Origin of the sequence: Actinoplanes lutulentus (assembly GCF_003259845.1) — a bacterium.
In the GTDB taxonomy this organism is placed as follows: Bacteria; Actinomycetota; Actinomycetes; order Mycobacteriales; family Micromonosporaceae; genus Actinoplanes; species Actinoplanes lutulentus.
Window position 1 is genome coordinate 456,719 of sequence record NZ_QLMJ01000004.1, and the last position, 25,569, is coordinate 482,287.

The window sequence follows — 25,569 nt, forward strand, 5'->3', positions numbered from 1 at the left end:
AGCACGTCACACCACCAGCCGGCGGCGGAAGCGGCTCAGCGCGAGAAGCCACCCGCCCGCGCACCAGACGAGTAGGTAGAGCAGCTGCCACAGCCCGTCGAGGCCGGGGTTGACCCCGAGCGTGGCGGCCCGGCTCAGGTCGACGCCGTGCGAGAGCGGCAGCACCCACGCCACCGCGCGCAGCACCGGGTGCAGCGAGTCGATCGGGAAGAACACCCCGGAGAACAGCGACATCGGCAGAACCGCGAACCGGATCAGGATCGCCAGGTAACTGTCGCTGCGGATCGAGGCGCTGTAGGCGACGACCGGAGCGGCCACCGCCAGCCCGACCAGCACCGAAATCGGCAGCACGGCCACCGCCCAGGGCGAGCGCAGCGTGCCGAAAGCCGCCGCGATCACCAGGAACGCGGTGACGCTGAGCAGCACCCGGAACATCATGAAGGCCAGATGACCACCGAGGATGTCGGCGGGCCGCAGCGGCGCCGCGGCCTGCGCGAAATAGACCTTGAGCCACTCGAAGTAGCTGAGCACCGGCCAGGTGGCCTCACCGATCACGGTCTGCACGGCGGTCGAGGCGATCAGGCCGGGGACCATCCAGTCCAGATAGGAGACGCCGTCGATGCCGGCGGTCACGTAACCGCCGACGCCCAGGCCGAACCCGACCATGGTGAGCAGCGGCAACAGCAACGTGGACAGCACGCTGGACCGCCAGGTCCGCCGGTAATGGACCAGGTGGTATTCCAGGACGGAGGTCATCTCAGTCCACCAGCGTCCGGCCGGTGAGGTGCAGGAACACGTCCTCCAGGCTGCTGCGCCGGACCAGGGCGCTGGCCGGGCTCAGCTCGCGCCGGTGCACCTCGGCGAGCGCGTCGTCGCCGTCGGCCACATAGAGCAGGATGCGGTCGGGCAGCACCTCGAAGCGCTCGGCGATGCCGGACAGCTTCTCCGCGTAACTCCCCTGGTCGTCGGCGGTGAACCGCAGCTCGACCACCTCGCGGGTCGAATAACGCTCGATGAGCGCGCGCGGCGAGTCCTGCGCCACGATGCGGCCGCCGTCCATCACCACGAGGCGATCGCAGAGTTGCTCCGCCTCGTCCATGTAATGCGTGGTCAGCACCAGCGTGACGCCCTGCTGCTTGAGCCGGAACAGCCGCTCCCAGACCAGGTGCCGGGCCTGCGGGTCGAGGCCGGTGGTCGGCTCGTCGAGCAGCACGATGTCGGGCTCGTTGACCAGGGCGCGGGCGATGGTGAGCCGGCGTTTCATGCCGCCGGAGAGCGGCTCGACCTGGCTGTCGGCGCGCTCGGTGAGCTGGACGAAATCGAGCAGCTCGGCGGCGCGGGCGCGGGCCACCGCGCGCGGGATGCCGAAGAACCGCGCATACGTCGTCAGGTTTTCCCGGACGGTGAGCTCGACGTCCAGATTGTCCAGTTGCGGGCAGACGCCGAGCCGGGCGCGGATGGCCGGGCCGTCGCGGCGCGGATCCATCCCGAGGATCTCCAGCACGCCCTCGGTGGGTGGGGAGACACAGCCGATCATGCGCATGGTCGAGCTCTTGCCCGCGCCGTTGGGCCCGAGGAAGCCGAAGGCCTCACCGGGCCGCACGTCGACGTCGATGCCGTCGACCGCGGTGAACGACCCGAACCTCTTGACCAGACCACGAGCGTGGATGAGGGAAGACACCCCAGGGACCTTAGGGCGGGGGTGCGACAGTTTCTCGTGCGGCGCCGACCAGCTCGTCGGTCGCAACGATCACCTCGTCGTCCTCTGCGGGGGTGCCGCTGTCATATCGCACCGCCCAGGAGAGCCCGTCCTGACCGCTGACCCGCCGCCCGACCACCCGCACCGCACCAGAAGGCAGCGTGTGGTGCGTCGTGTAGGCCACCGATTTGGTCACCCGGGTCCGCACCTGGTCGGGCACCTCGCCCGGCTCCAGCAGCAGGAACGTCACGGCAGGCCCGTCCACCAGAACGGTGTACTCCTCGCGCTCGACGAGAACGGCGGCCGGGATGATCCGCAGCTCGCGCCCGGACCAGGCCACCTTGTGGATCTCGTGCCAGCCCAGGCGCTCGACCGCCGACGGCAGCCAGATCCCGTGGTTGGTGGCGACCACGACGTCCTCCGCCGAGTCACCGGAGGGGCACCACGCCACCACTCGTTCCCCGGAGGCGAGCGGCGGCCGGGACTCGGCCGGCAAGGAGGGACGCCGTCGGAAGAGCTTCACAATCCACCTGCCGCCTGATCGCGCAGGGCACGCGCCTGCTGTTCCAGCGAGAAGAGTTCCCCTGCCAGCGCCAGGTATTGATCCCTGTGCGTGACCGGGTTGAGCCGTTGCACCTTGGACTTGAGATCCCGGATCCGGGTGGTCAGCGCGGCGCCCTGCAGCCTTGCCAGGGTGACCTGCACATAACGAGGGTCGGCGGATCCGTCCACATAGAGCGGTTCGACCGCGAGCTCGCTCACCAGCACCTGACCGCCGAGGTCGGCGCAGGAGTCGCGCACCTTCTCGATCCAGACCGCGCCGCCGGTGGCCGCCGACGCGCCGCCGGCCTCGCTGACCGCCTCACGGACCGCCTGGAGCACCGGGTCGGCGTACATCTCGCTGCCGAGCGCGTCGAACATCGGGCCGGCCAGGACGGGCTCCTGAAGGGCCAGTTTCAGCGCCTCCCGCTCGACCATCCGCTGCGGCGAGTCGGCCGACGCCTGCGAAGCACGCTGCGGAGAAGAAGCCGAGGAATCCTGACGGACCGCGTTGTTCACCGCCCGCTGCACCGGATCCAGGTCCATGCCCAGGTCGCCGGCGAGCTTTCGCGCGTACTCAGGTCTTTTCTCTCTGTCCTTGATCTTGGCGACCAAGGGCGCGGCCTTGCGCATCGCCTCGACCCGGCCCTCGACCGTGTCCAGATCGAATTTGGTGAGAGTCTGCCGGAGCGCGAAGTCCACCAGCGGTTCGCGCGCGGCGATCATGTCGCGCACGGCGAGATCACCCTTGGCGAGACGCAGCTCGCACGGGTCCATGTTGTCGGGCGAGACCGCGATGAAGGTACGCCCGACAAAGCGCTGATCCTCCTCGAATGCCCGCAACGCCGCTTTCTGTCCGGCCGCGTCACCGTCGAACGTGTAGATGATCTCGCCGGTGAAGCTGTCGCTGTCCATCAGCAGGCGCCGCAGCACCTGGATGTGATCGACGCCGAACGCGGTGCCGCAGGTCGCCACGGCGGTCGGCTCGCCGGCCTCGTGGCAGGCCATCACGTCGGTGTAACCCTCGACGATCACCGCCCGGCCACGCTTGGCGATCTCCCGTTTCGCGTGGTCGAGGCCGTAGAGCACGTGCGACTTCTTGTAGATCGGCGTCTCCGGGGTGTTCAGGTATTTCGGCCCGTCGTCGTCATCGAAGAGCTTGCGCGCGCCGAAACCGATCACGTCACCGGTCACGTCCCTGATCGGCCAGAGCAGCCGGCGGCGGAACCGGTCGATCAGCGAGCCGGAACGAGCCGGTTTGCACAGCCCGGCCGCGGTCAGCTCCTCGGCGGTGAAGCCCTTGAGGCGCAGGTGCTTGGCGAGCGCGTCCCAGCTGTCCGGCGCGAAACCGCAGCCGTATTTCTCGGCGGCGTCCCGGCCGAAGCCGCGCTCGGCGAGGAACTCGCGGGCCTTGCGCGCGCCCGGCGAACCCAGCTGGTCACGGTAGAACTCGGTGGCCGCAGCGTGCGCCGCGATCAGCCGCTGCCGCTGACCGGTCTGCGGACGCGGCGTGGAGACACCGGGACCATCGGTCTCGTAACGCAGCTGGATGCCGCTCTTGGAGGCCAGCCGCTCGACCGACTCGATGAACGACAGATGCTCCGCGTCCATCAAAAACTTGATCGCGTCGCCGCCCTGACCACAGCCATGGCAGAAATAGACGCCTCTAGCTGGGGAAACGTTGAACGACGGCGTTTTCTCGTCGTGGAAGGGGCACAGCCCCTTCATGTTGCCGCCTCCGGCCGACCGGAGCGTCACCGTATCGCTGACCACGTCGACGATCGAGGATCGGTCCCGGACCAGTGCGATGTCTTCGTCCTTGACCCTGCCCGCCACGGCATACATCCTGCCTCGCCGGGCACCCGGCCCGCCAGCAGGGTCAGCGGCGCGCCGTGACCAGGCTTCGGTGCCACGCGACGGCCGCGTGGTCGGTCAGGGACGCGACCTGGTCGATCACCACTCTCAGTGCCGCGGCGTCATCCTCTGCCGCCGCATGCAGAGGACCAAAGAGAGGATCCAACTTCTCCGGGGTACGCGTGAGCGACTCCACCAGCTCAAGAAGGATGACGCGCTGCTCGGAGTACCAGTCCTCGGCCGCCCGGGTCCGCATCACGTACCGGAAGGCCATGCCCTTGAGCAGCGCGCACTGGTTGCGGACGGTCCGCGGCACGATCAGGTCGGCGTCGTAACGGCGCATCGGATCCGTCCCGAACCGGCTGTGTGTGGCGCCGACCGCGGAGGCCACGAACCGGCCGGTCAGCACGCTGGTCATCCGTTTCAGGGCGACCTGGGAGGCGTACCCGCCGTCGTACCCGGTGACGATGGACACGGCCGGGTCGGACAGCAGCTGGTCGAGGGCGGCGCCCAGCTCGTCGGTGCTCTCCTCGGAATAGGTGGCGGCGACGTCCCGGCACAGCTCGGCCCGCTCGTCCGCGTCGTTCAGCAGTTGCCCGAGCGTGAGATAGCCGCCGTGCACGCCGTCCTCGACGTCGTGCACCGAGTACGCGACATCGTCCGCCCAGTCCATCACCTGTGCCTCCAGGCACCGGCGCTCGTCGTCACGCCCGTCTCGCAACCATTCGAAGACCGGCCGGTCGTCCGCGTAGACACCGAACTTGCGGTACCCCGGCTTACGGAACCAGGGGTACTTGGAGCAGGCGTCGAGCGTGGCCCGGCTCAGGTTGAGGCCGGCACCGGGCACCTTCGCCTCCAACCGGGTCAGCACCCGCAGCGTCTGCGCGTTGCCCTCGAACCCGCCGCACGCCTCGGAGGCCTGGTCGAGCGCCGCCTCGCCGTTGTGACCGAACGGCGGGTGGCCGAGGTCGTGCGCCAGCCCGGCCACGTCCACGACGTCCGGGTCGCAGCCGAGCCGCGCGCCCATCTCCCGGGAGATCTGCGCCACCTCCAGCGAATGGGTCAGCCGGGTACGCAGAAAGTCGTCCGACCCGGCCGTGTGCACCTGAGTCTTGGCGGCCAGCCGGCGGAACCCCGCCGAATGAAGCACCCGTGCCCGATCCCGCTGGTACGGCGTACGTCCGTAACCACTGTCCTTCGCGGGCTCAGATGCCCACCGCTGGGCGTCCGCAGCCGTCATGATCTCACCCTAAGCCGATTGTCCAGGTTGCCGATGGGTCAACCGTGGAGTCCGTTTCCCGGCGGCGATCCGTGACAATCGTCGGCCGGCTGTTGATCCTGGGCGCGGCCGGTCTTTTCTCGGTCGCCCTGGTGACGGTCTTCGCGGTGCGCAGCTCCGACGACCAGGCGGCGGCGAACCTGGAGATCGCCTCGGTCAGCTCAGCCATGAGCGACCAGTGGAACGCCGACATGATGCACGACGCGCTCAAGGCCGACGTGATGAGCGCGATGTACTCCGGCGACGCCGAGGCCGAGGTCTCCGAGCACGGCGACACGATGGTGGAGAAACTCGACTCGGCGGCGGCGCAGGCACCGGCCTCGATGAAGGCGGCCTACGCGGACGTGCGGCCGGACGTGATCGCGTACGCGAAGTCCGCGGCAACCACCGTCGCCGCGGCCGCCGCGGGCCCCGCCACCGCCCGCGACGAGCTGTCCACCTTCCTGGAGCAGTACGCGAACCTGGAGGAGGACCTCGGCGCCCTGGACGACACGATGCTCGCCGAGGTGGCCGCGGCGAGCGCCCGGGGCCAGAGCGCGTCCGATTCGAGCAGCCAGTTCATCAAGATCGCGGCGGCCGTGGCGAACCTGCTCACCGTCGTCGTCTGCCTGCTCACCGTCCGGGCCGTCCGCCGCCCGCTGCGCGGGATGCTGGAGACACTGCACAGGCTGGCGAAACGCGATCTGACGGCACGAGCACCGATCGTCAACCACGACGAGCTGGGCGAGATGGCGCACGAGCTGAACGAGGCGATGGCCTCGATCCAGAGCACCGTGGCGGCCACCGCGGACCGGGTCGGCACCCTCACCAAGGCCAGCGCCGACCTTCAGGTGCTCGCCGGCGACCTGGATCGGTCGGCCGACCAGACCTCCGCACAGGCCCGCAGCGCGGACAGCTCGGCGGAGAACGTGTCCGGCTCGGTCACCGACATGATGACCGCCACCAGCCAGCTCTCCGCCTCGATCCGGGAGATCGCCAAGCAGACGCTCTCGGCGTCGTCGACGACGAGCGAGGCCACCGCGAGCGCCAACCGGACCGCCGAAGCGGTGGCCCGGCTCAGCGAGGCGTCCCGAGAAGTCGGCGACATCGTCCAGATGATCACCAACATCGCCGAGCAGACCAACCTGCTGGCGCTCAACGCCAGCATCGAGGCGGCCCGCGCCGGTCAGGCCGGCAAGGGTTTCGCCGTGGTCGCCACCGAGGTCAAGGACCTGGCGCAGGAGACCGCGCAGGCGACCGGCCAGATCACCGCGCGGATCTCGGCGATCCAGGGAATGACCACCAGCACCGCCGAGGCGATCCAGGCGATCGCCGAGGTGATCGGCCGGATCGATCACGGGCAGCGCACCATCGCGGCCGCGGTCGAGCAGCAGGCGGCCACCACCGACCTGCTGGCCCGCAATGTCGGAGCGGTCTCCTCGGCGGCCGGGGAGATCAGCGGCACGGTCTCGCACATCACCGCGTCCAGCGCCTCCACCGCCGACGGCGCGAACACCACCCGGCGCGAGGCCGAGCTGGTCAGCACCGCGGCCGAGGAGATCCGGACGCTGATCGGCCAGTTCCGCTACTGACCTCGTCTCATCGGCCGGGCTTCTCGTCTCATCGGCTGGGCTTCGCGGAGAGCACGCAGAACTCGTTGCCCTCCGGGTCGGCCAGCACCACCCAGCCGGCATTGCGCTGGCCGACGTCGACCGGGCGGGCGCCCATCCCGACCAGCCGCTCGACCTCGGACTCCTGGTCGTCCGGGCGCAGGTCGATGTGCAGCCGGTTCTTGCCCCTCTTCACGTCGGTCACCGGCGCGAACAGCAGCGCGGGCAGCTCGTCGGGAGTACGGCGGATCTCCACCTCGTCGGGGGTCTCGTTCACCAGCACGTAGCCGAGCGCCTCGGCCCACCAGCGCGCCAGCCGCGCCGGATCCTCCGCGTCCACCACGACCTGTTCCCAGCGGCTCGGCATCGCACCTCCCATTTATCGACGTGTGACGATCACGTTACGCGACCCGAGTGGGTGACCCGGTGCTGAACAGCGCACCGGAAGTGCGACTACGGCACGGATGAGAGGGCGCAGGATCCTGAGCGGCAGCGCGCTTACCAGGCGTTCGCCGACGACTGGACCATGACGCACAAGACGTGCGACTTGTCGCCTCAGTGTCACCGGAGGATGGCCCACGGTGGCGGCGAGGGGATCGACGAGACGCCACCGGGGCAACGAAGGAGAAAAGTGCCCGGCGTCGACCACTGTCTACAGGAGGCCATGACGATCCCCGGCGCTGTCGGGGCAAGCATCGTCGACTACACCACGGGATTCCCGGTCGCCACGACCGGGGCAGCCCCCAACGAGGACCACGAAGCGGCGGCGACCGGTACGGCCGACGTGGTCCAGGCCGCGAACAGCCGCTCGCTGTTCGTCTCGACCATCCCGCACGACCTGCTCGAAGACCTGATCATCACCACCGCCGGCGGCTATCACCTGTTGCGGATCGTGCATACCGAGTTCGACAGCCGGTTGGTGCTCTACGTATGGCTCGACCGGGTTCGCGGCAATCTCGCCGTGGCCCGCCGGAAGATGCAACGCCTCGCTGACGAGCTGATCACGACATAGCCCGACGCCCTACCACCCGAACAGGAGTAATCGGTGGCCTCCACGAAGCCCGCAACGCCCGGGGACCTGCTGACGCAGGTGGCCGGCGAGCGGCAGACCGGAGCCCTGGTGGTGAGCGGCCAGCCGGGCGGTGCGGTCTACGTCTTCGAGGGACGTGTCATCTACGCCGAGTCACCCGCCGCGCCGGGGGTGGGCGAGCTGCTCACCTCGTCGGGGCGGCTGGCCGGGCGTACCTGGCAGAGCGCGCTCGACCTGGGCACCTCCACGGCGCGGGTCGGGCGGCTGCTGGTCGAACAGGGCCATCTCACCCAGGGCGAGCTTGAACTCTGCGTACTCGGCTCGACCTACGACGCCGCGTACTTCGTGCTGGCCCAACCGGCCGCCACGATCGAGTTCCTGCCCGGTGCGACGCACTGGCTCGGCGCGGTCGTGCACATCGACGCGTCCGCGATCGTCCGGGAGGTGCACCGCCGGGTGAAGCTGCTCGACGACATCTTCCCGAACCCGCGGATCGACATCGCGCCGGTCATCCCGGTCACCCGGGCGCCGCGCGAACGCATCACCCTGACCGCGCCGCAGTGGGAGCTGCTGGCGCACGCCGACGGCCAGCGCACCCCCGCCGACCTGGCATTACTGCTGGGACGCGCGGGCTACGCGACCATCCAGGAGCTGCGGCGCCTCGCGGCGCTGAGCATGATCGAACTTCCCCGGGTACGCGCGGCGGAGTCGCCGGAATTCGTCCGGCTGCCACATCCCCGTGGCGCCGCCGTGCCCATCGATCACTCGGTCGCCGAGATCACCGGTGCTTCACCCGTACCCGTGATCAGTGGCCTGGACCAGGCAGCAAGCCGCAGCGCGCCCCCGCGGCCGGAGCCGGCACACGCTCGCGCCGCGCCGCCGAACGCTGATCCACCGCCGGTTCCTCCCCCCGGTGATCACAACGCCGGGCTCAACCGGCCGCGGCTGGCTCGCCGGAAACCCGGCGCGAAGCTGCCGAAGGAGATCGCGGCGACCGAGTCTCCGCCGGTGCATCAGGGCACCGACGAAGTCCTGCTCAAGCGCATTCGCACCGCTTTGAGGGCCCTGCGGTGACGCGCGCACCCCCTACAGCAGAAGGAGCGAGGATCCGATGACGGTGGATCCGGCGGTACTCGAGGAACTCGGCCGCCTGCGCAGCAGAGTGCCCGAGCTTGCCGGCAGTGTGCTGGCCACCGCCGACGGGCTGGTCGTCGCGCACGACTCGCACGGCCTCGAACCGGACACCCTGGCCGCACTCGCGGCGGCGCACCTGGCGCTGGCACGCAGGTTCGCGCACGCGGTCAACCACGGCGAATTGCGCGAATCCGTGGTGGAGTGCGACGGCGGTTACATCACGTCGTACACCGCAGGGCCGAACGCCCTGCTCACCGTGGTCACCTCGGGCGACGCGAACCTCGCCATGGTGCACCTGGAAGCACGCCGGTGCGTACGCCGGCTCACCAAGATCATGGCCCTGGAGTCCAAGCCGCAGCTGCGGCCGGAGATCCCCACGCAGGCCGGGCCGACGAGTCCGCTCGCCCGGCGGACCCCGATGTCCACGCTTTCCAACGTCGCGCGCCGCCGTCAGGCGACCGGCTGACCCAGCACGCATCAATCCCACCACCTCAATGGAGGAACGAATCCCATGGCAGACATGGACACCGCACTCAAGGAAATCATGGAGATCGACGGCTGCATCGGTGTCGCTCTCGTGGACCACACCAGCGGCATGGCCCTGGGCACCCTCGGCGGCGGCAAGGAGCTCGACCTGACGGTCGCGGCGGCCGGCAACACCGACGTGGTCCGCGCGAAGCTGCGCGCGATGGAGATGCTGAACCTCTCCGAGAAGATCGAGGACATCCTCATCACCCTCGATTCGCAGTACCACATGATCCGCCCGCTCACGAGCCGGTCGGGCAAGGGGCTCTTCCTGTACGTGGCTCTGCGCCGCGACCGGTCGAACCTCGCCATGGCCCGTCACCGGCTGCGCAGCATCGAGAATGACCTCGACGTCTGAGCCGTGAGCGCCACCCCTGGGCGGGGAGGGTCGCACCACCCTCCCCGCCCCCGGCATCTACCATTCTCCGGGTGTCTGCCAGGGAGATCGTCGACCAGGTGCGCCGCGGCGCACTCGAATTCGAGGCCGGCCTCGACGCTCTCACCGGCGTACCCGCAGCGGAGGCCGACTCCGCACTTCAAGCCGCGCTCAAGGCCGAGTTCGATCGGCTCTTCGGCAACGGCTGGCAACCGGCTGAGCTGCACCGGGCCGTGGCCCGCCGCGGCAACCCGATCCAGGCGGGGCTGGTCGCCGAGGCCGCGGTGACCTTCCTGACCGGTCGCACACCTGTCGACGAGCGCTGGAAATCACAGGCGGAGTCGCTGCCGGCGTTCCAGGGCCGCCGGCCGGACCGGATCGCGGTGATGGACGCGTCGCTGAGCCTGCTGTGCGAACTGCGCCTGCTGCCGGCCATCGAGATCCTCGTACCGCCGCCCGGCACCCCGCTCACGACCGTGCCGCACCACGGTGACCAGCGGATCCTCGGCCGGGTCCGCGCTCTGCTGGCGAAAGCGGAAGCCACCGACTTCGCGGCCGAAGCGGAGGCGTACAGCGCGAAGGCCCAGGAGCTGATCACCCGGTACCGGATCGAGGTGATCACCGCGCCGGCCGTGGACGTGGTGCCCTTCGCCCGGCGCATCGGGGTGGATCATCCGTACGAGAACGAGAAGGCGAGCCTGCTCGACGCGGTGGCCCGGGCGAACAACTGCCGCTGTGTCTGGACGCCGGAGCTCGGCTTCAGCACGATCTTCGGCTTCGACGCCGACATCGACGGCGTGGAGCTGCTCTACACGTCACTGCTGGTCCAGGCGAACCGGGCGATGACCCGCGACGAGCCGGCCAAGGGCAAGGCCAGGGTGAAGGCGTTCCGCCGCTCGTTCCTGGTGGCGTACGCCATCCGGATCGGCCAGCGGCTCCGGGAGACCGCCGACCGCGAGATGGCCGCCCGCAGCGACCTGCTGCCGGTGCTGCGCAACCGGGACGTCCAGGTGCAAGAGGCCCTGACCAAGGTCTTCCCGAACACGGTCCGCGCCCGGGGCAGCCGGGTGGACAGCCTGGAGGGCTGGGACTCCGGCCGGGCCGCAGCCGACGAGGCGCAATTGGGTTGACGTCCTCCGGTCGCTGAGCAGACTGGATGGCATGCACCCGATTTGACGCTGACACCTCTATGCGGTGCGCGCCTGTGCCGAGGGCGTGCTCCTCTACCCGGTCTACGCGCTGCTCTTCGCCGACACCGGGCTCACCACCGCCGAGATCTCGTCGCTCTTCGCGATCTGGTCGGTGGTCTCCTTCGTGTGCGAGATCCCGGCCGGCGCGCTCGCCGACGTCTGGTCCCGCAAACGCCTCTACGCCCTCGGCGAGCTCACCACCGCGACCGGTTTCACCCTGTGGCTGATCTGGCCGTCGTACCCGGGGTTCGCCCTCGGTTTCGCCCTGTGGGGGTTGGGCGGCGCATTCAGCTCGGGCACGCTCGAATCGCTGGTCTACGAACGGCTGGGTGATTCGTCCGCTTACGCCACGGTGATCGGCCGCGCCGACACGGTAGGCCTGCTCGCGATGCTCGCGGCCACGTTGCTGGCCGCGCCGGCTTTCGCCGCCGGCGGATACCTCCTGGTCGGCCTCACCAGCATCGCGCCGGTCACCCTGGGCGGTCTGCTTGCGCTCTTCCTAGTGGGTACGCCCGAAGCAGACGCCGTGGAATCCGATGGTTACCTCTCCACCCTCCGGGCCGGTCTGAGCGAGGTGACCGGAAGCGGCACCGTGGCCCGAGCCGCCGTCATCGCCGCCGCTGTGCCGGGCTTCAGCGCCCTGGACGAATATCTGCCGCTGCTCTCCCGTGACAAGGGCGCGAGCGCGGCCACCGTACCGCTGCTCTTCGCCGTGACCGCCCTGGCAATGGCCGCGGGAAGCGCCCTGGCCTCCCGGGTGTCACCAGCGTCATCCCGTCCGCTGACGGTGTCCCTGCTGCTGGCTGCGGGCCTCCTGGCGGCGGGCGCACTGATCCCGCACCTCAGCGGCATGTTCGCGGTGTCAGCGGCGTTCGGCCTCCTGCAGTTCGCCATGGTCCACGCCGAATCCCGCCTGCAGGAATCGATAACCGGCCCGTCCCGGACAACGGTCCTGTCGGTGGCAGGCTTCGGAGCAGAGGTGTTCGCGGTGGGCCTGTATGCGTTCTTCGCGCTGCCGATGCCGTTGGCGCCGCTGTTCGCCCTGGCAGCAATCCCCCTGCTGACAACAGCCCTGCTGACAACCCGCCGCTGACCACCCGCTGCCCGCTGCACCGCTGCCCGCTGCCGCGCTGCCCCGCTGCCCGCTGCCGCGCTGCCCCGCTGCCCGCTGCCGCGCTGCCCCGCTGCCCGCTGCCGCGCTGCCCGCTGCTGCTGCCCGCGGCCCGTCTCGCCCAGACAGCCGGCCCCGCCCGCGTGTCGATTTCGGGTTCGATACGCACCCAAAATCGACACGCTTGCCGGGAAACCGTTGGCCGTGTCGAGTAAGGGCGCGCTCCTACGTCGAGAGAACTCGTTCCCGCGAGGGCCGATCGCCTGCGCGTAGGGCGAGCCGTAGCTCCGACATGTAATCCGGCTGCGATGAGGTGTCTGAGCTACGGCTCGGCGGCCCGAGCCGTAGTCCAGCCACGTTATGAAGGTCCGATAACCCCGCTGCGCTACGGTTCCGGCCCCGCGGCGGCTCGCCAGTGAGCGGCCGCCCACGTTCCCAAGCCGCGCGGCCGTGCCCGCGGTCTTCTTCACCGTGTCCACGGTCTTCTTCACCGCGTCCGGAGATCGACAGGCTGTGGCTGCCGGCAGGGATCGTGTGAGCGGAGATCTGGGTGGCGGTCAGCCGCCGGACTCGTCGGTTTCCGCGCCTTCCGGGACGGTGTCGTCGTCGCGGCTGTCCAGCCAGCCGTGCGGCAGCGTCACCTTGCCGGGGGCGTTGACCCGGCCACGCGGCTGGCCGAGTGCGTCGGCCGGGAACGGGATCGATGGGTCGAGCTTGGCGAGCAGGTCGTCGAGCTCGGTCAGCGACGAGATCATCGCGAGGCTGCGGCGCAGTTCGCTGCCGACCGGGAAGCCCTTCAGGTACCAGGCGACGTGCTTGCGGTAGTCGGCGCAGCCGTGCTTCTCGTCCTCAAGCGCCTCGACCAGCAACTGAGCGTGCCGCGACATGATTTTCGCGACCTCGCCGAGCGTCGGCAGCACCGGCTGGTAACTCGCGCCCTGGGTGAACGCGGCCTCCAGGTCGGCGAAGAGCCACGGCCGGCCCAGGCAGCCACGGCCGACCACGACACCGTCGACGCCGGTGTGCTCGACCATGCGCAGGGCGTCGGAGCCTTCCCAGATGTCGCCGTTGCCGAGAACCGGCACGTCGAGCGCCTGCTTGAGGGTGGCAATCGCGTCCCAGTCGGCCTTGCCGGAGTACCGCTGCTCGGCGGTGCGAGCGTGCAGCGCCACCGCCGCCACGCCGGCCTCCTGAGCGGCAAGACCCGCTTCGACGTACGTCAGATGGTCCTCGTCGATCCCCTTGCGCATCTTGATCGTCAGCGGGATGCCGTACGGCTTGGCGGCCGCGACGGCCTGCGAGACGATCCGCGCGAAAAGCTTGCGCCGCCACGGCAGGGCCGAGCCACCGCCACGACGGGTCACCTTCGGCACCGGGCAGCCGAAGTTCAAATCGATGTGATCGGCCAGGTTGTCCTCGCCGACCATCCGCACGGCGGCGGCGGTCACATCGGGGTCGACGCCGTAGAGCTGCAGGCTGCGAAAACCCTCGTCCTCGGCGAACGCGATCATCTTGAGCGTCTTGGGAATCCGCTCCACCAGCGCCCGGGTGGTGATCATCTCGCAGACGTAGACACCACCACCCTGCTCCCGGCAGAGCCGCCGGAACGCCACGTTGGTGATCCCCGCCATCGGGGCGAGCACGACGGGCGGATTAACAGCATGGTTGCCGAGCAGAAGCGGTGCGGTCACGCGCTCTAGGGTGACACAAGCGCCTAGCATTCTGCCCTGTGGGAGACAGTGAGCTGAGTCCGCGCAAGCTGGTCGTCGTCTTCGAGTCGCCGGTGTCGGAGGCTCTCCAGCGGTTCGCGATCGATCTGGGCTATCACTCGGTGCTCGTGGAGCCTGATCCGACGCGGCTTGCCGGTACGCCTCGGGCGCACGGCGACATCTTCGTGGGTGACCTGGTGGCGGCTGATGTCGACGAGCACACCGACGTGGTGCTGAGCGACCACCACCGGCCGGAGATCGGGTCGGTGCTGCAGGAGGTGCTGGCCGGCAAAAGTCGCTGGATCGGCATCGTGGGTAACCCGCGCCACGAGGGGCCGCACGTGGCGGCGCTGCGGGAGCTGGGTGTGCCGGAGGACGAGATCGCCCGGGTGCACCGGCCGATCGGGCTCAACATCGGCAGCCGGACCGGGCCGGAGATCGCGCTGGCGGTGCTGGCCGGCCTGATCGCCGACCGCAACGGCCGCCCCGGCGGCTTCGCGTTCTGAAGCTCCCGGGACGGCCGGTCAAGAAACGATCAACAGCCCATCAGCAGCCGGGCAGGCGCTTGATCAGGTAATCCTCGATCTGGTCGAGGGAGACACGCTCCTGCTTCATCGTGTCGCGGTCGCGCACCGTCACCGCGTTGTCGGTGAGGGTGTCGAAGTCGACGGTGACGCAGAACGGCGTACCGATCTCGTCCTGGCGCCGGTAACGGCGACCGATCGCCTGGGAGTCGTCGAACTCGACGATCCAGCGCTTGCGCAGGTTCGCGGAGAGCTCGCGGGCCTTCGGCGAGAGCTCCGGGTTGCGCGAGAGCGGCAGCACGGCGACCTTGACCGGCGCGAGGCGCGGGTCGAAACGCATGACCGTGCGCTTGTCGACGCCGCCCTTGGTGTTCGGGGCCTCGTCCTCGTCGTACGCCTCGAGCAGGAACGCGAGCACCGCGCGGGTCAGGCCGGCGGCCGGCTCGATGACGTACGGAACCCAGCGCTCGCCCTTCTCCTGGTCGAAGTAGGAGAGGTCGACTCCGGAGTGCTTGGAGTGCGTCGACAGGTCGAAGTCGGTGCGGTTCGCGATGCCCTCGAGCTCGGCGAACTCGGTGCCGCCGAACTGGAAGCGGTACTCGATGTCGACGGTCCGCTTCGAGTAGTGCGAGAGCTTCTCCTTCGGGTGTTCGAAGAAGCGCAGGTTGCTCTCCGAGAGACCCAGGTCGCGGTACCAGTCCCAGCGCTGCTGCAGCCAGTACTCGTGCCACTCCTCGTCGCTGCCGGGCACGACGAAGAACTCCATCTCCATCTGCTCGAATTCACGCGTACGGAAGATGAAGTTGCCCGGGGTGATCTCGTTGCGGAAGCTCTTGCCGACCTGAGCGATGCCGAACGGCGGCTTCTTGCGGGCCGCGGTCGCGACGTTGTTGTAGTTGACGAAGATGCCCTGGGCGGTCTCCGGGCGCAGGTAGTGCAGCCCGTCCGCGCTCTCGGTCGGGCCGAGGAAGGTCTTCATCAGGCCGTTGAACATCTTCGGCTCGGTGAAGGTGCCCTTGTTGCCGCAGTTCGGGCAGTTCATCTCCTGCAGCGAGGCCGGCGGGTTGCCGTGCTTGGCCTCGTACGCCTCTTCGAGGTGGTCAGCCCGGTACCGCTTGTGGCAGGACTGGCACTCGGTCAGCGGGTCGACGAACGCGTCCAGATGGCCGGAGGCGGCCCAGACGTCACGGGAGAGGATGACGGCGGAGTCCAGGCCGACGATGTCGTCGCGCTGCTGGACCATGGTGCGCCACCACTGACGGCGGACGTTCTCCTTCAGCTCCACGCCGAGCGGACCGTAGTCCCACGCCGAACGGGTTCCTCCGTAGATCTCGCTGGAGGGGAAGACGAAGCCCCGGCGCTTGGCCAGGCTGACGACGGAGTCGATACGGTCGGCAGGCATGATGCGGTTTCCTCCTACGCCGGCTGGGTGTCGGCGGGGAAATTCGTGATTGACAGGACGAAAAGCGAGATTACTCCCCTACGCCGCACACCTCGAACGCGCCTGTCGACGTGTTCTGGGCGAGTTCCGCCTTGAGAACGGCGGTGTCGCCGTCGGCGTAGGTGACGTTGACCGGGACGGTTCCGTACGTCAGATCGACGTCACCCACCGCGAAATCCCGCACCGTCTCGGTGGCGCCCATCCGCGTGGAGAACTCCACCCGGCCCTCTTCAGCCTGTGAATCCTCGCAGAGCAGGTCGTACGCCTTGGCGAAGTCGCGGTCCTGCACGGCGTCCATGTAACGGGTGACGACCACGTCGGCCTGCTCGTTGATCGCGTTGTCCATCGCGGTGGCCAGGCCGAACAGCGCCGCCACACCGCCGCCGCAGACCAGCAGCGCGATGCCGCCGGCGATGCCGAAACCGAGGCCGATCCGCTTGCCGCGTCCCTCGACCGGGGGCGCCGGGAACGGCGGATGCACCCCGGGCCCGGCGGGCGGTGGCGAAGCAAGCACGCTCATGTCCCCAGCCTAATGTTCAGCGCCACGGATCGGCGGCCCGGTCACTGGCGGTCACCACGACGGCCTCACCGGGGCCGGCCTCGGCGAGGGTCTCGTACGCGGACGGCTCGTCGAGCGTCTGCGCGAGCAGCGGAGTGGCGTACATCTTCACGTCGAACGCGCCGAGCGCCCGCCGGTACGCTCCGACGGACTCCCATTCGGTGACCAGAGTCCAGGCGGCAGGGTCCTCCAGCGCGCGGGCCAGGCGGCCGGACTGATATCCCGGGCAGTTCGCCAGGGCGGCGAGGGCGGCGTGCGCACGCTCGACGAAGCCGTCCTGCGTGTCCGGTGGGATGTTGAAGCGGTTGAGCACCAGCATGTGACGAGGGTACGCACGCCGAAGGAGCCGCCAGTGACACCATCCGACCATCTACTGCGCCGGATCGCCCGGGTCAATCCGACAGTGGCGTTCGCCGTGGCCCTTGCCGTCCTGCTGGCCGGGTTGTTCCTGCCGGGCATCGTGGGCGCGCTGCTACTGGCCGTGATCGCCGCCGGGCTGGGTGCGCTGACGTTCACCACGTGGCCGGTGCAGACGCCGATCACCCGGACCGTCCGGCTGGTCCTGCTCGTCCTTCTGGTCGTGGGAGCCGTATCCAAAGCGCTCTGAAAGAACTCATGCGCCTTTGACAATCATTGTCATTATCGACAACAGTTGGTGGCATGATGCGCCGTCTGGTACCCGCCCTCGCCCTTCTCCTCGCTCTCAGCGGCTGCGGAGGCGCGTCCGCGGGCGCCGACGGGAAGCTTTCCGTCGTCACCGCGTTCTACCCGCTGCAGTTCATCAGCGAGCGGGTCGGAGGCGACGTGGTCAGCGTCAGCAACCTCACCAAGGCGGGCGCCGAGCCGCACGACGTGGAGCTCAACGCCCGCCAGGTGGGCGAGATCACCGACGCGGACCTGGTGGTCTACCTGAGCGGTTTCCAGCCGGCCGTCGACGACGCGGTGAAGCAGAACGGCTCCGGCCACGCGTTCGACGCCGCCTCGGCGATAACGATGCTGTCGGCGGACTCCGCGGACAGCCACAGCCACGAGGGCGAGGAGCACGTCGAGGAGAGCACCAGCGGCACCGACCCGCACTTCTGGCTCGACCCGACCCGGCTTGCGACCGTGGCCGAGCAGGTCGGCAAGAAGCTGGCCGAGGCCGACCCGGAGCACGCCGCCGACTTCACCGCCCGCGCCGCCGCGCTCAGCACCGAGCTGAAGACCCTGGACGGCGAGTTCTCCACGGGGCTGAAGACCTGTGAGCGCCGCGAGCTGGTGACCAGCCACACCGCGTTCCACTACCTCGCCGATCGGTACGACCTGACCCAGATCGGCATCACCGGCATCGACCCGGAAGCCGAGCCGTCCCCGCAGCGTCTGGCCGCGGTCGCGGAGGAGGCCAAGGAGCACGGCACCACCACGATCTTCTTCGAGACGCTGGTCAGCCCCAAGGTCGCCGAGACCCTGGCACGGGAGGTCGGCGCACAGACGGCGGTGCTCGACCCACTCGAGGGCTTGACGGACGAGAATGCGGACTACTTCTCGGTGATGCGCGCCAACCTGGTCGCGCTCACGAAGGCTTTGGGATGTGACTCATGACGAACGTGGTCGAGGTACGGCACGCCGCGGCCGGGTACGACGGCCGGGAGATCCTCAGTGACGTGTCGCTGAGCGTGGCACCCGGCGATGTGGTCGCCGTGCTCGGCGCCAACGGATCCGGCAAGTCCACGCTGATCCGTACCGTCCTCGGCCTGGTGCCTCTGCGCCGCGGCGAGATCGAGCTGTTCGGCACCCCGCAGCGCCGGTTCCGGCAGTGGCAGCGGATCGGGTACGTGCCACAGCGCCTCGGCGCCGGCAGCGGTGTGCCCGCGACGGTCGGCGAGGTGGTAGCGTCCGGCCGGCTGGCCCGGCGCGGCATCTTCCACTTCCCCGGAGCGGCGGACAAGGCCGCGGTACGCGAGGCGCTGTCCGACGTCGGCCTGCTCGATCGGATCGGCGACCCGGTCTCGACGCTGTCCGGCGGCCAGCAGCAGCGCACCCTGATCGCCCGGGCGCTGGCCGGCAAGCCGGACCTGCTGGTGCTGGACGAGCCGAATGCCGGTGTGGACGCGGCCAGCCAGGAGGCGTTCGCCGAGTCGCTCACCCGGTTCGCCGGCGCCGGTGGCACGATCATGCTGGTCCTGCACGAGCTGGGCCCGCTGCGGCCGCTCATCGGACGCGGGGTGGTCGTGCACGACGGCCGCATCGCGCACGAGGGGACGCCGCCGGAGCCGGCCGGGCACCACGCCGAGCCGGGGCACGATCACGTGCACCCGCATGCCGACGAGGTCAAAGCCGGCATCTGCGAGTGGGCGCCGACCGAACGGACGAAGGCGTACTGATGGAGTTGCTCGCTTATCCCTTCATGCAGCGCGCCCTGATCGGCGCGCTGATCATCGGTCTGGCCGCCCCGGCGCTCGGCATCTATCTGGTGCAGCGCCGGCTCTCGCTGATCGGCGACGGGATCGGGCACGTCGCGCTGACCGGCGTCGGCGTGGGCCTGCTCACCAACACCTCCCCGGTTCTCACCGCGGTCCTGGTCGCCACGATCGGCGCGGTCGGCGTCGAGCTGATCCGCGAGCGCGGGCGCACCTCCGGTGACCTGGCCCTGGCGCTGCTCTTCTACGGCGGCATCGCCGGTGGTGTGGTGCTGGTCGGCCTCTCCGACGACAGCAGCAACTCGAATCTGATGCAGTACCTGTTCGGGTCCCTGATCACCACGTCGGTGCAGGACATCGCGGTGATCGGCGGGCTCGGCGTCGCGGTGCTGGTCGCCATGCTGGCACTGCGGCCGGCGCTCTTCGCGCTCTGCAACGACGAGGAGTACGCCCGGGTCAGCGGCCTTCCGGTGCGGACGCTCAACATCCTGCTCGCGGTCACCACCGCGGTGACCGTGACGATCGCGATGCGAACCGTCGGTCTGCTGCTCGTCTCCGCGCTGATGGTCGTTCCGGTCGCCGCCGCGCAGCAGGTCACCCGCGGTTTCCGTACCACCATGGCGGCGGCCATGCTGATCGGCGTGGGCGCGGCCGGCGCCGGCATCGTGGTCTCCGCCGAGATCGACACCGCGCCCGGCGCCACCACGGTGCTGCTGGCCCTGGTCGCCTTCCTCGGCGCCACCCTGGCCGCCACGGTGCGCCGCGTGCTGGTCCGGCGGTCACACCCGCCGGTCGCCGCCGAACCTCCGGACGTCGTGTTGCATGGTTGAGCAGATGACCGCTGTACGGTGGTCGCAGCCATGACGACCACCGGTTATGAAGCGTACGAGTCGGCGGGGGCCCTGTTGCGCGCCCTCTCCGCACCGATCCGTGTGGCCATCGTGGTGGAACTTGGCGCCGGCGAGCGCTGCGTGCACGACCTGGTGGAGAAACTGGGCGCCCCACAGCCCCTGGTCTCCCAGCACCTGCGGGTCCTGCGCGGCGCGGGTGTCGTGCGGGGTGTCCGCCAGGGCAGGGAGATCGCATACTCCCTGGTGGACGAACACGTCGCCCACATCGTCGCCGACGCGGTGAGCCACGCCAGGGAGAGCCGACAGTGAATCCGGAAACGACCCAACGCAACACCAAGCAGCGCAGCGCGGTCAGCGCCGTCCTCGGTGAGACCGAGGGGTTCCACAGCGCTCAGGACCTGCACGCGATGCTGCGTGACCGGGGTGAGCGGGTCGGTCTGACCACGGTGTACCGGACTCTGCAGGGTCTCGCCGACGCCGGTGAGATCGACGTGATGCGCCCGCCGGGCGGTGAGCATCTGTACCGGCGGTGCAGCCAGGGACATCACCACCACCTGGTCTGCCGGTCCTGCGGCCGGACCGTCGAGGTGGCCGGTCCCGCGGTGGAGTCCTGGGCGGAGAAGGTGGCGGGTCAGCACGGCTTCGTCGACGTGTCACACACTCTCGAGATTTTCGGGACCTGCCCGGAGTGCGCCGCGAAAAGCTGAGTGCGTTTTCGGGGCCTGCCCGGAGTGCGCCGCGAAAAGCTGAGTGCGAGGCTTCCACTGTGAAGCTCTACGCCGACCGGCTGCCCACCGCGATCCGTCAGCTCCTCACCGACATCCTCGCCGTCCTCTGGGTCTACCTCTGGATCCGCGTGGCCCTCTGGATACAAGACATCGTCGAGAAGCTCGCCGTCCCGGGTCAGAAACTGGAGAGCGCCGGCACCGGCATCGCCGGCAACCTGGCCGAGGCCGGGAGCAAGGTGGGCCGGGTGCCGGTGGTCGGCGACGACCTGACCAAACCGTTCACCGGTGCCGCCGATGCCGCCCGATCGATCGCCGAGGCAGGTCGTGACCAGCAGCAGTTCGTCGATCAACTGGCACTGATCCTGCCGCTGGTGGCCATTGCCGTACCCATGGCCCTGATTGTGTTTTTGTGGTTGCCGTTGCGTCTTCGATGGATGCGGCGGGCCGGTGTCGCCGCGGCGGTACGCGACGACCCGGCCGGCCGTGATCTTCTGGCATTGCGGGCGCTGGCCAGTCAGCCGTTGAGCGTGCTGACCAGGCTCGGTCCGGACATCGCGCAGAGCTGGCGGGCCGGTGACCCAGAGGCCGTCGACACGCTGGCCGAGCTGGAGCTCAGGAGTCTCGGTCTTCGTCGTCGTCGGCCCAGTCCCGATGCGCCAGCGGGAGCCCTGCCCAGAGGGTGAGGAACCAGAGGCCGGTGATCACGGTGAGCGGGATCGCCCACTTCCAGTGCAGCACGTAATCGGTGATCAGCAGGACGCTGCTGACCATCGAGATCAGCATGAAGAAGAGGCCGCCGGTGGCCATCTTGTGCGCGTAGCGGACCAGCTCGGGCTTGCGGCCCTGGCGGAACAGCGCGCGGTGGAACGCCACCGGCGAGATGATCATCGCGGTGGCGAACGCGGCGCTGATCAGGGCCACGATGTACGTGTCCCGCTGGAACGCGGTGGCCTGCGGGAAGCCGCTGCTGAAAGGCAGGGTCAGCAGGAAGGCGAAGAGGATCTGCACACCGGTTTGTGCGACGCGCAGTTCCTGCAGCAGATCGGCGAAGTTCCGATCCCATCGCTGCTTCTCGGTTTCCTTGTCATGACGGGAGGTGGTGTCGACTGCCATGCCGCGCCATTTTCCCCGATCAGGGGCATGGTCAAACGCCGATGCGTGCCAGGACGGCGTCGGCCAGTTCCTGCGGCGCTTCCTCCGGCACCCAGTGGCTGACACCACGCATCGCCATCAGCTGGTAATCGGCGGAGACCCAGTCGGCGGTACGCAACGCGGCGGTCAGCCCGACCACGCCGTCCCGATCGCTCCACACGTACGTGGTCGGCACCGTGATCACACCGGTCTTGGCGATCTGGTCGGTGGTGAAGGCGCGGTACCAGTTCAGCCCGCCGGTCAGCCGGCCCGGTTCGCGCGCCGCGTCCACGTACCGCTGCACCCGCTCGGCCCGCAGCGGCTTCAGCATCCAGCGCAGCACCGCGGCGTCGCGGCCCAGGAGCAGGCGCTCGGCCCGCGGTGAGCGGAACACCTCGAAGTAGGCGAGGCGGGCTTTCTGCGACGGGCGCACCCGGATGGCGAGCATCAGGGCGCGGGGGTGCGGCACGGAGACGGCGGTGAGCGTACGCAAGCGGCCGGGATGATTCGCGGCAAGCAGCCAGGCGATCTGTGCGCCCCAGTCGTGACCGACGACGTGGACTTTTTCGATGCCGAGCTCGTCGAGAACGGCGATGGCGTCGGCGACAGCCTCCCGGAGCCGGTACGCGCTGACCTCCTGCGGCCGGGCGCCCGGCGAGTATCCGCGCTGGTTGAGCGCATAGGTCCGAAGCCCGGCCTCATGGAGATAAGGCACGAGCCGGTCGAATTCCCGGTTGTCCTGAGGAAAGCCGTGCAGCAGAAGCACCGGCTCACCGTCTTCAGGGCCGGCCGCCGAGACCTCGAACGTCAGGCCACGAGCCTTGATCTCCATGCGAGTCCCCCTGGATGTTAGGTTCATCGAAGCAAATGTAATCCGACAGGGGAGCGCACAGCGCTGAGAGTGCGGCCGGAGCCGCAGACCCTAGTACCTGATCTGGGTAATGCCAGCGCAGGAAGCTCGGTCTCTCAAGGCACACGTGTCTCCTCCCGGTACCTACTGGGAGGCTTTCATGAAATCCACCGACAACAACCGCTGGCGCACGATAGACATCGTGATCGCCTCGGTCATCGCCGTGGCATTCGGCGTCATCTTCTGGGCCTGGGGCACCGTCTGGAGCGTCACCGAGAGCGCGTTCGCGTTCTTCCCGCCGGCCCAGGCGATCCTGTACGGCATCTGGCTGATGCCGGCCGTCCTGTCCGGGCTGATCATCCGCAAGCCCGGCGCGTCGCTCTACACCGAGACCGTCGCGGCGATCATCTCCGCGCTGCTCGGCAACCAGTGGGGCGGAACGGTCATCGTCCAGGGCCTGGTCCAGGGCCTCGGCGCCGAACTGGCGTTCGCGGCGCTGCGGTACCGCTCCTTCAAACTGCCGTCCGCGCTGCTCGCCGGGTTGCTGACCGGCGTGAGCGCGGCGCTCTTCGACTTCTTCGTCTGGAACTCGGAGTACGCGCTCGGCAACTACCGCATCCCCTACGCCCTGTTCACCGTGATCAGCAGCGTGATCCTGGCCGGTCTGGGCAGCTGGGCCCTGGTCCGGGCGCTGGCACCGACAGGTGTCCTGGATCGGTTCGGAGCGGGCCGGGAACGGGCACTCATCTAAATCATGAGTGAGGTTCAGCTTCGCGGGTTCGGGTGGCGGCACGCCGGTCGTCGCGCCTGGGCGGTTCGCGGGCTCGACCTGCACGTGCGGCACGGCGAGCGGGTGCTGCTGCTCGGTCCCTCCGGGGCTGGCAAAAGCACTCTGCTCGCCGCGCTCGCCGGTCTGCTACCGTCCGATTCTGGTCAGGCTGAGGGCAGCATCGAGATCGATGGGCTTGATCCGGGCAAGGCCCGCGACCGGGTCGGCATCCTCTTCCAGGATCCGCAGACCCAGCTTGTGATGGCCCGCAGCGGCGACGACGTGGCGTTCGGCTGCGAGAACCGCGGCATTCCGGCCGCCGAGATCTGGCCGCGGGTCAGTGACGTGCTGGATCGCGTCGGTTTCCGGTACCCGATCAACCGCTCCACCGCGGCGCTCTCCGGTGGTGAGGCGCAGCGCCTCGCGCTCGCCGGAGTTCTGGCACTTCGTCCCGGTCTGCTGCTGCTCGACGAGCCGACCGCGAATCTCGACCCGCCCGGCGCGGACCTGGTCCGCGAGGCCCTCACCCGCTCCACCGGTCCGGAAACGACCATGATCATTGTGGAGCACCGGGTCGCCGAAGCGCTCCCGCTGGTGGACCGCGTCGTCGTTCTGGAACCGGGTGGCGGCGTGCGCGCCGATGGCACGCCCGAGCTCATCTTCGCCGCCTACGGCGACAAACTGGCGGACGAAGGCGTCTGGGTGCCAGGCTTCAGCTTCCCGCCCCTCAAGGCCAATTCACGATCAACGACCGATTTCGTACGCGCGGAGCACACGTCCGTCCGTGGCCGGCTGAGTCCGGTTTCGATCAGTGCGGGCGCCGGTGAGGTCCTCGCCGTGACGGGGCCCAACGGCGCCGGCAAGTCCACTCTCGCGCTGCTGCTCGGCGGACTGCTCGCGCCCAGTTCCGGCCGGATCGAGGCGTTCGGCGATAAGCGGCCCCCGCACCGGTGGCGAGCCGCCACGCTGACCCAGCGGATCGGATCGGTCTTCCAGAACCCGGAACACCAGTTCGTCACCGGCCGGGTCGCCGACGAGCTGGCCCTCGGCCCGCGCCGAGTCGGGCGCTCACCCGCCGAGATCCGGAAAATCGTCGATGAACTGCTGGAACGGCTGCGGTTGACGAAGCTGGCCGAGGCCAACCCGTACACCCTCTCCGGCGGCGAGGCGCGGCGGCTGAGCGTCGCCACGGCGCTGGCGACCGCGCCCCGGCTGCTCGTGCTGGACGAGCCGACGTTCGGCCAGGATCGCCGCACGTGGCTGGAATTGATCAGTCTGCTCGCGGAGCTGCGGACGGCTGGGCACGGGATCGTCGCGGTTACTCACGACGAGGCGTTCGTGCGTACCCTCGCTGACCGGACCGTCCCGCTGGGCGAGCCGGATCCCGAACCTCTCCCCCGGCGGGTTCGTCCGTGACCCTCGCCCTGGAACCGATCGCTGATCCGTCCGCGCCGCTCGCCCGCCGCAACCCGGTCGCCAAGCTGGGCGCGGCGCTGCTCTTCTCGCTGCCGCTGATCGCCACCGTCGACCCGTTCACGCCGGCCGCCGCGCTGGTGCTCGAACTGATCCTGCTGCCGTTCTTCGGTGTCCGATTCCGACAACTGGCCCGCCGTGCCGCGCCGCTGCTGTTCGCGGCCGCCGGGGTGCTCGTCGCGATGACCATGTTCGCGGCCGAGCGCAACGGTGACCTGCTGTTCTCGATCGGCGCGTTCGACGTGACCACCGGGGTGCTGGCGTCCGCGACCGGGCTGGTCCTGCGCATCTTCGCCGTCGCGCTGCCCGGCATCATCGTCTTCGCCACCACCGACCCGACCGATCTGGCCGACGCGCTGGTGCAGAACGCAAAAGCGCCGGCCCGGTTCGCGATCGGCGCGCTCGCCGCGTTCCGGCTGCTGCCGCTGCTCGCCCAGGAATGGCGGACGCTCACCCTGGCCCGCCGCGCCCGCGGCATCGACGCCGGGCACAACCCGCTCGCGAAGCTGCGGCTCTTCGTCTCGACCTCGTTCGCCCTGCTGGTCGGGGCGCTGCGGCGCGGGGTGCGGCTCGCGGTGGCGATGGACGCGCGGGGATTCGACTCCGGCACACCCCGTACGTACGCGCGCCGGCAGCATTTCACCGGGGCCGATACCGCGCTGATGGCCGGTGCCGCGGTCGCCGCCGCCGCGATTCTGACGTTATCGGTGCTGCTGGGCTTCTTCCACCCGGTCGTCGGCTGACCGTTCGTTCGCTGGCCTGTGCGTTTGGCGGCCTGTTCGTTCGCTGGCCTGTGCGTTTGGCGGCC

30 protein-coding genes and 1 riboswitch are annotated in these 25,569 nt (G+C 69.4%); of the genes, 18 read left to right on the forward strand and 12 right to left on the reverse strand.

The features are described 5' to 3' along the window. Positions 1–6: 6 nt before the first annotated feature. Genes B0I29_RS12420 through B0I29_RS12440 form a run of 5 tightly spaced genes read right to left on the reverse strand, consistent with a single transcriptional unit; the run spans position 7 to position 5,333 of the window. On the reverse strand, positions 7–756 hold the full coding sequence (locus B0I29_RS12420) for an ABC transporter permease (protein ID WP_111649055.1): 750 nt from the start codon (positions 754–756) through the stop codon (positions 7–9). Position 757: 1 nt separating this feature from the next. Next, entirely contained in the window at positions 758–1,681 is a 924-nt protein-coding gene (locus B0I29_RS12425; protein ID WP_111649056.1) for an ABC transporter ATP-binding protein, read from the reverse strand. A 10-nt stretch (positions 1,682–1,691) separates the two neighbouring features. Beyond that, positions 1,692–2,222 carry a hypothetical protein gene (locus B0I29_RS12430; RefSeq protein ID WP_111649057.1) on the reverse strand — a complete coding sequence of 177 codons (531 nt, stop codon included), beginning with the start codon at positions 2,220–2,222 and terminating at the stop codon, positions 1,692–1,694. Beyond that, positions 2,219–4,084, reverse strand: a complete 1,866-nt coding sequence (gene dnaG, locus B0I29_RS12435; RefSeq protein ID WP_111649058.1) for a DNA primase — start codon at positions 4,082–4,084, stop codon at positions 2,219–2,221. The genes B0I29_RS12430 and dnaG overlap by 4 nt, the downstream gene beginning before the upstream one ends. Before the next feature lie 34 nt (positions 4,085–4,118). Next, entirely contained in the window at positions 4,119–5,333 is a 1,215-nt protein-coding gene (locus B0I29_RS12440) for a deoxyguanosinetriphosphate triphosphohydrolase (protein ID WP_111649059.1), read from the reverse strand. Positions 5,334–5,404: 71 nt separating this feature from the next. On the opposite strand from B0I29_RS12440, the gene B0I29_RS12445 reads away from it, so the two are divergent. Beyond that, a complete protein-coding gene (locus B0I29_RS12445) occupies positions 5,405–6,943 on the forward strand; it encodes a methyl-accepting chemotaxis protein (RefSeq protein ID WP_245972469.1) in 1,539 nt (512 codons plus the stop codon). Positions 6,944–6,971: 28 nt separating this feature from the next. Here B0I29_RS12445 and B0I29_RS12450 read toward each other — a convergent pair whose 3' ends face one another. Next, a complete protein-coding gene (locus B0I29_RS12450) occupies positions 6,972–7,328 on the reverse strand; it encodes a VOC family protein (protein WP_111649183.1) in 357 nt (118 codons plus the stop codon). 297 nt (positions 7,329–7,625) lie between these two features. Between B0I29_RS12450 and B0I29_RS12455 the strand changes: the two genes are divergently transcribed. The 6 genes from B0I29_RS12455 to B0I29_RS12480 all read left to right on the forward strand — a co-directional run bounded on the left by B0I29_RS12455 (position 7,626) and on the right by B0I29_RS12480 (position 12,309). Beyond that, a complete protein-coding gene (locus B0I29_RS12455) occupies positions 7,626–7,973 on the forward strand; it encodes a roadblock/LC7 domain-containing protein (protein ID WP_221401756.1) in 348 nt (115 codons plus the stop codon). Between the two features lie 33 nt (positions 7,974–8,006). After that, positions 8,007–9,065 carry a DUF4388 domain-containing protein gene (locus B0I29_RS12460; protein ID WP_111649062.1) on the forward strand — a complete coding sequence of 353 codons (1,059 nt, stop codon included), beginning with the start codon at positions 8,007–8,009 and terminating at the stop codon, positions 9,063–9,065. Positions 9,066–9,102: 37 nt separating this feature from the next. After that, positions 9,103–9,591, forward strand: coding sequence for a roadblock/LC7 domain-containing protein (locus B0I29_RS12465; protein WP_111649063.1), 489 nt, complete (start codon positions 9,103–9,105; stop codon positions 9,589–9,591). A gap of 45 nt (positions 9,592–9,636) precedes the next feature. Further along, positions 9,637–10,008: a hypothetical protein gene (locus B0I29_RS12470; RefSeq protein WP_111649064.1), complete on the forward strand. Its 372-nt coding sequence runs from the start codon at positions 9,637–9,639 to the stop codon at positions 10,006–10,008. Between the two features lie 71 nt (positions 10,009–10,079). Further along, positions 10,080–11,156 (forward strand): DUF2786 domain-containing protein, encoded by a 1,077-nt coding sequence (locus B0I29_RS12475; RefSeq protein WP_111649065.1) that lies wholly within the window; start codon positions 10,080–10,082, stop codon positions 11,154–11,156. 64 nt (positions 11,157–11,220) lie between these two features. Next, positions 11,221–12,309 (forward strand): MFS transporter, encoded by a 1,089-nt coding sequence (locus B0I29_RS12480; protein ID WP_111649066.1) that lies wholly within the window; start codon positions 11,221–11,223, stop codon positions 12,307–12,309. A gap of 575 nt (positions 12,310–12,884) precedes the next feature. Here the strand turns inward: B0I29_RS12480 and dusB are convergent. Next, complete coding sequence (gene dusB, locus B0I29_RS12485; protein WP_181557781.1) at positions 12,885–14,048, reverse strand: tRNA dihydrouridine synthase DusB; 1,164 nt, start codon at positions 14,046–14,048, stop codon at positions 12,885–12,887. An 8-nt stretch (positions 14,049–14,056) separates the two neighbouring features. Here dusB and B0I29_RS12490 point away from each other — a divergent pair, with 8 nt between their 5' ends. Further along, positions 14,057–14,542 (forward strand): XdhC family protein, encoded by a 486-nt coding sequence (locus tag B0I29_RS12490; protein ID WP_245972470.1) that lies wholly within the window; start codon positions 14,057–14,059, stop codon positions 14,540–14,542. A gap of 40 nt (positions 14,543–14,582) precedes the next feature. Here the strand turns inward: B0I29_RS12490 and B0I29_RS12495 are convergent, their stop codons facing one another. From B0I29_RS12495 to B0I29_RS12505, 3 genes are all read right to left on the reverse strand, one after another. Continuing rightward, positions 14,583–15,962, reverse strand: coding sequence for a glycine--tRNA ligase (locus B0I29_RS12495; protein ID WP_111649067.1), 1,380 nt, complete (start codon positions 15,960–15,962; stop codon positions 14,583–14,585). Between the two features lie 70 nt (positions 15,963–16,032). Then, positions 16,033–16,521 carry an Rv0361 family membrane protein gene (locus tag B0I29_RS12500; RefSeq protein ID WP_111649068.1) on the reverse strand — a complete coding sequence of 163 codons (489 nt, stop codon included), beginning with the start codon at positions 16,519–16,521 and terminating at the stop codon, positions 16,033–16,035. Between the two features lie 16 nt (positions 16,522–16,537). Continuing rightward, a complete protein-coding gene (locus tag B0I29_RS12505) occupies positions 16,538–16,879 on the reverse strand; it encodes an antibiotic biosynthesis monooxygenase family protein (protein WP_111649069.1) in 342 nt (113 codons plus the stop codon). A 33-nt stretch (positions 16,880–16,912) separates the two neighbouring features. Here B0I29_RS12505 and B0I29_RS12510 point away from each other — a divergent pair, with 33 nt between their 5' ends. Genes B0I29_RS12510 through B0I29_RS12540 form a run of 7 tightly spaced genes read left to right on the forward strand, consistent with a single transcriptional unit; the run spans position 16,913 to position 21,221 of the window. Further along, a complete protein-coding gene (locus tag B0I29_RS12510) occupies positions 16,913–17,167 on the forward strand; it encodes a DUF6703 family protein (RefSeq protein ID WP_111649070.1) in 255 nt (84 codons plus the stop codon). Between the two features lie 53 nt (positions 17,168–17,220). Continuing rightward, positions 17,221–18,141 (forward strand): metal ABC transporter substrate-binding protein, encoded by a 921-nt coding sequence (locus B0I29_RS12515; RefSeq protein ID WP_111649071.1) that lies wholly within the window; start codon positions 17,221–17,223, stop codon positions 18,139–18,141. Further along, a complete protein-coding gene (locus B0I29_RS12520; RefSeq protein WP_111649072.1) occupies positions 18,138–18,923 on the forward strand; it encodes a metal ABC transporter ATP-binding protein in 786 nt (261 codons plus the stop codon). Before B0I29_RS12515 ends, B0I29_RS12520 begins: the two co-directional genes overlap by 4 nt. Continuing rightward, the gene (locus tag B0I29_RS12525; RefSeq protein WP_111649186.1) at positions 18,923–19,789 is read left to right on the forward strand and encodes a metal ABC transporter permease; all 867 of its coding nucleotides are present in this window, start codon (positions 18,923–18,925) and stop codon (positions 19,787–19,789) included. Before B0I29_RS12520 ends, B0I29_RS12525 begins: the two co-directional genes overlap by 1 nt. Positions 19,790–19,819: 30 nt before the next feature. Continuing rightward, positions 19,820–20,119 carry an ArsR/SmtB family transcription factor gene (locus B0I29_RS12530; protein WP_014441320.1) on the forward strand — a complete coding sequence of 100 codons (300 nt, stop codon included), beginning with the start codon at positions 19,820–19,822 and terminating at the stop codon, positions 20,117–20,119. Next, a complete protein-coding gene (locus B0I29_RS12535) occupies positions 20,116–20,517 on the forward strand; it encodes a Fur family transcriptional regulator (RefSeq protein WP_111649073.1) in 402 nt (133 codons plus the stop codon). Before B0I29_RS12530 ends, B0I29_RS12535 begins: the two co-directional genes overlap by 4 nt. A gap of 59 nt (positions 20,518–20,576) precedes the next feature. After that, positions 20,577–21,221, forward strand: a complete 645-nt coding sequence (locus B0I29_RS12540; RefSeq protein WP_111649074.1) for a hypothetical protein — start codon at positions 20,577–20,579, stop codon at positions 21,219–21,221. Here B0I29_RS12540 and B0I29_RS12545 read toward each other — a convergent pair. Both B0I29_RS12545 and B0I29_RS12550 read right to left on the reverse strand, forming a co-directional pair. Beyond that, a complete protein-coding gene (locus tag B0I29_RS12545) occupies positions 21,151–21,651 on the reverse strand; it encodes a DUF6328 family protein (RefSeq protein ID WP_111649075.1) in 501 nt (166 codons plus the stop codon). The two genes, B0I29_RS12540 and B0I29_RS12545, sit on opposite strands and share 71 nt — an antisense overlap. A gap of 31 nt (positions 21,652–21,682) precedes the next feature. After that, positions 21,683–22,501 carry an alpha/beta fold hydrolase gene (locus tag B0I29_RS12550; protein WP_111649076.1) on the reverse strand — a complete coding sequence of 273 codons (819 nt, stop codon included), beginning with the start codon at positions 22,499–22,501 and terminating at the stop codon, positions 21,683–21,685. A gap of 37 nt (positions 22,502–22,538) precedes the next feature. Further along, positions 22,539–22,643, forward strand: a riboswitch (TPP riboswitch). A gap of 36 nt (positions 22,644–22,679) precedes the next feature. On the opposite strand from B0I29_RS12550, the gene B0I29_RS12555 reads away from it, so the two are divergent. Genes B0I29_RS12555 through B0I29_RS12565 form a run of 3 tightly spaced genes read left to right on the forward strand, consistent with a single transcriptional unit; the run spans position 22,680 to position 25,504 of the window. After that, on the forward strand, positions 22,680–23,270 hold the full coding sequence (locus B0I29_RS12555) for an ECF transporter S component (RefSeq protein WP_111649187.1): 591 nt from the start codon (positions 22,680–22,682) through the stop codon (positions 23,268–23,270). A gap of 3 nt (positions 23,271–23,273) precedes the next feature. Beyond that, positions 23,274–24,704, forward strand: coding sequence for an ABC transporter ATP-binding protein (locus B0I29_RS12560; protein WP_111649077.1), 1,431 nt, complete (start codon positions 23,274–23,276; stop codon positions 24,702–24,704). Then, on the forward strand, positions 24,701–25,504 hold the full coding sequence (locus B0I29_RS12565) for an energy-coupling factor transporter transmembrane component T family protein (RefSeq protein WP_111649078.1): 804 nt from the start codon (positions 24,701–24,703) through the stop codon (positions 25,502–25,504). The genes B0I29_RS12560 and B0I29_RS12565 overlap by 4 nt, the downstream gene beginning before the upstream one ends. The last annotated feature ends 65 nt before the right edge of the window (positions 25,505–25,569 follow it).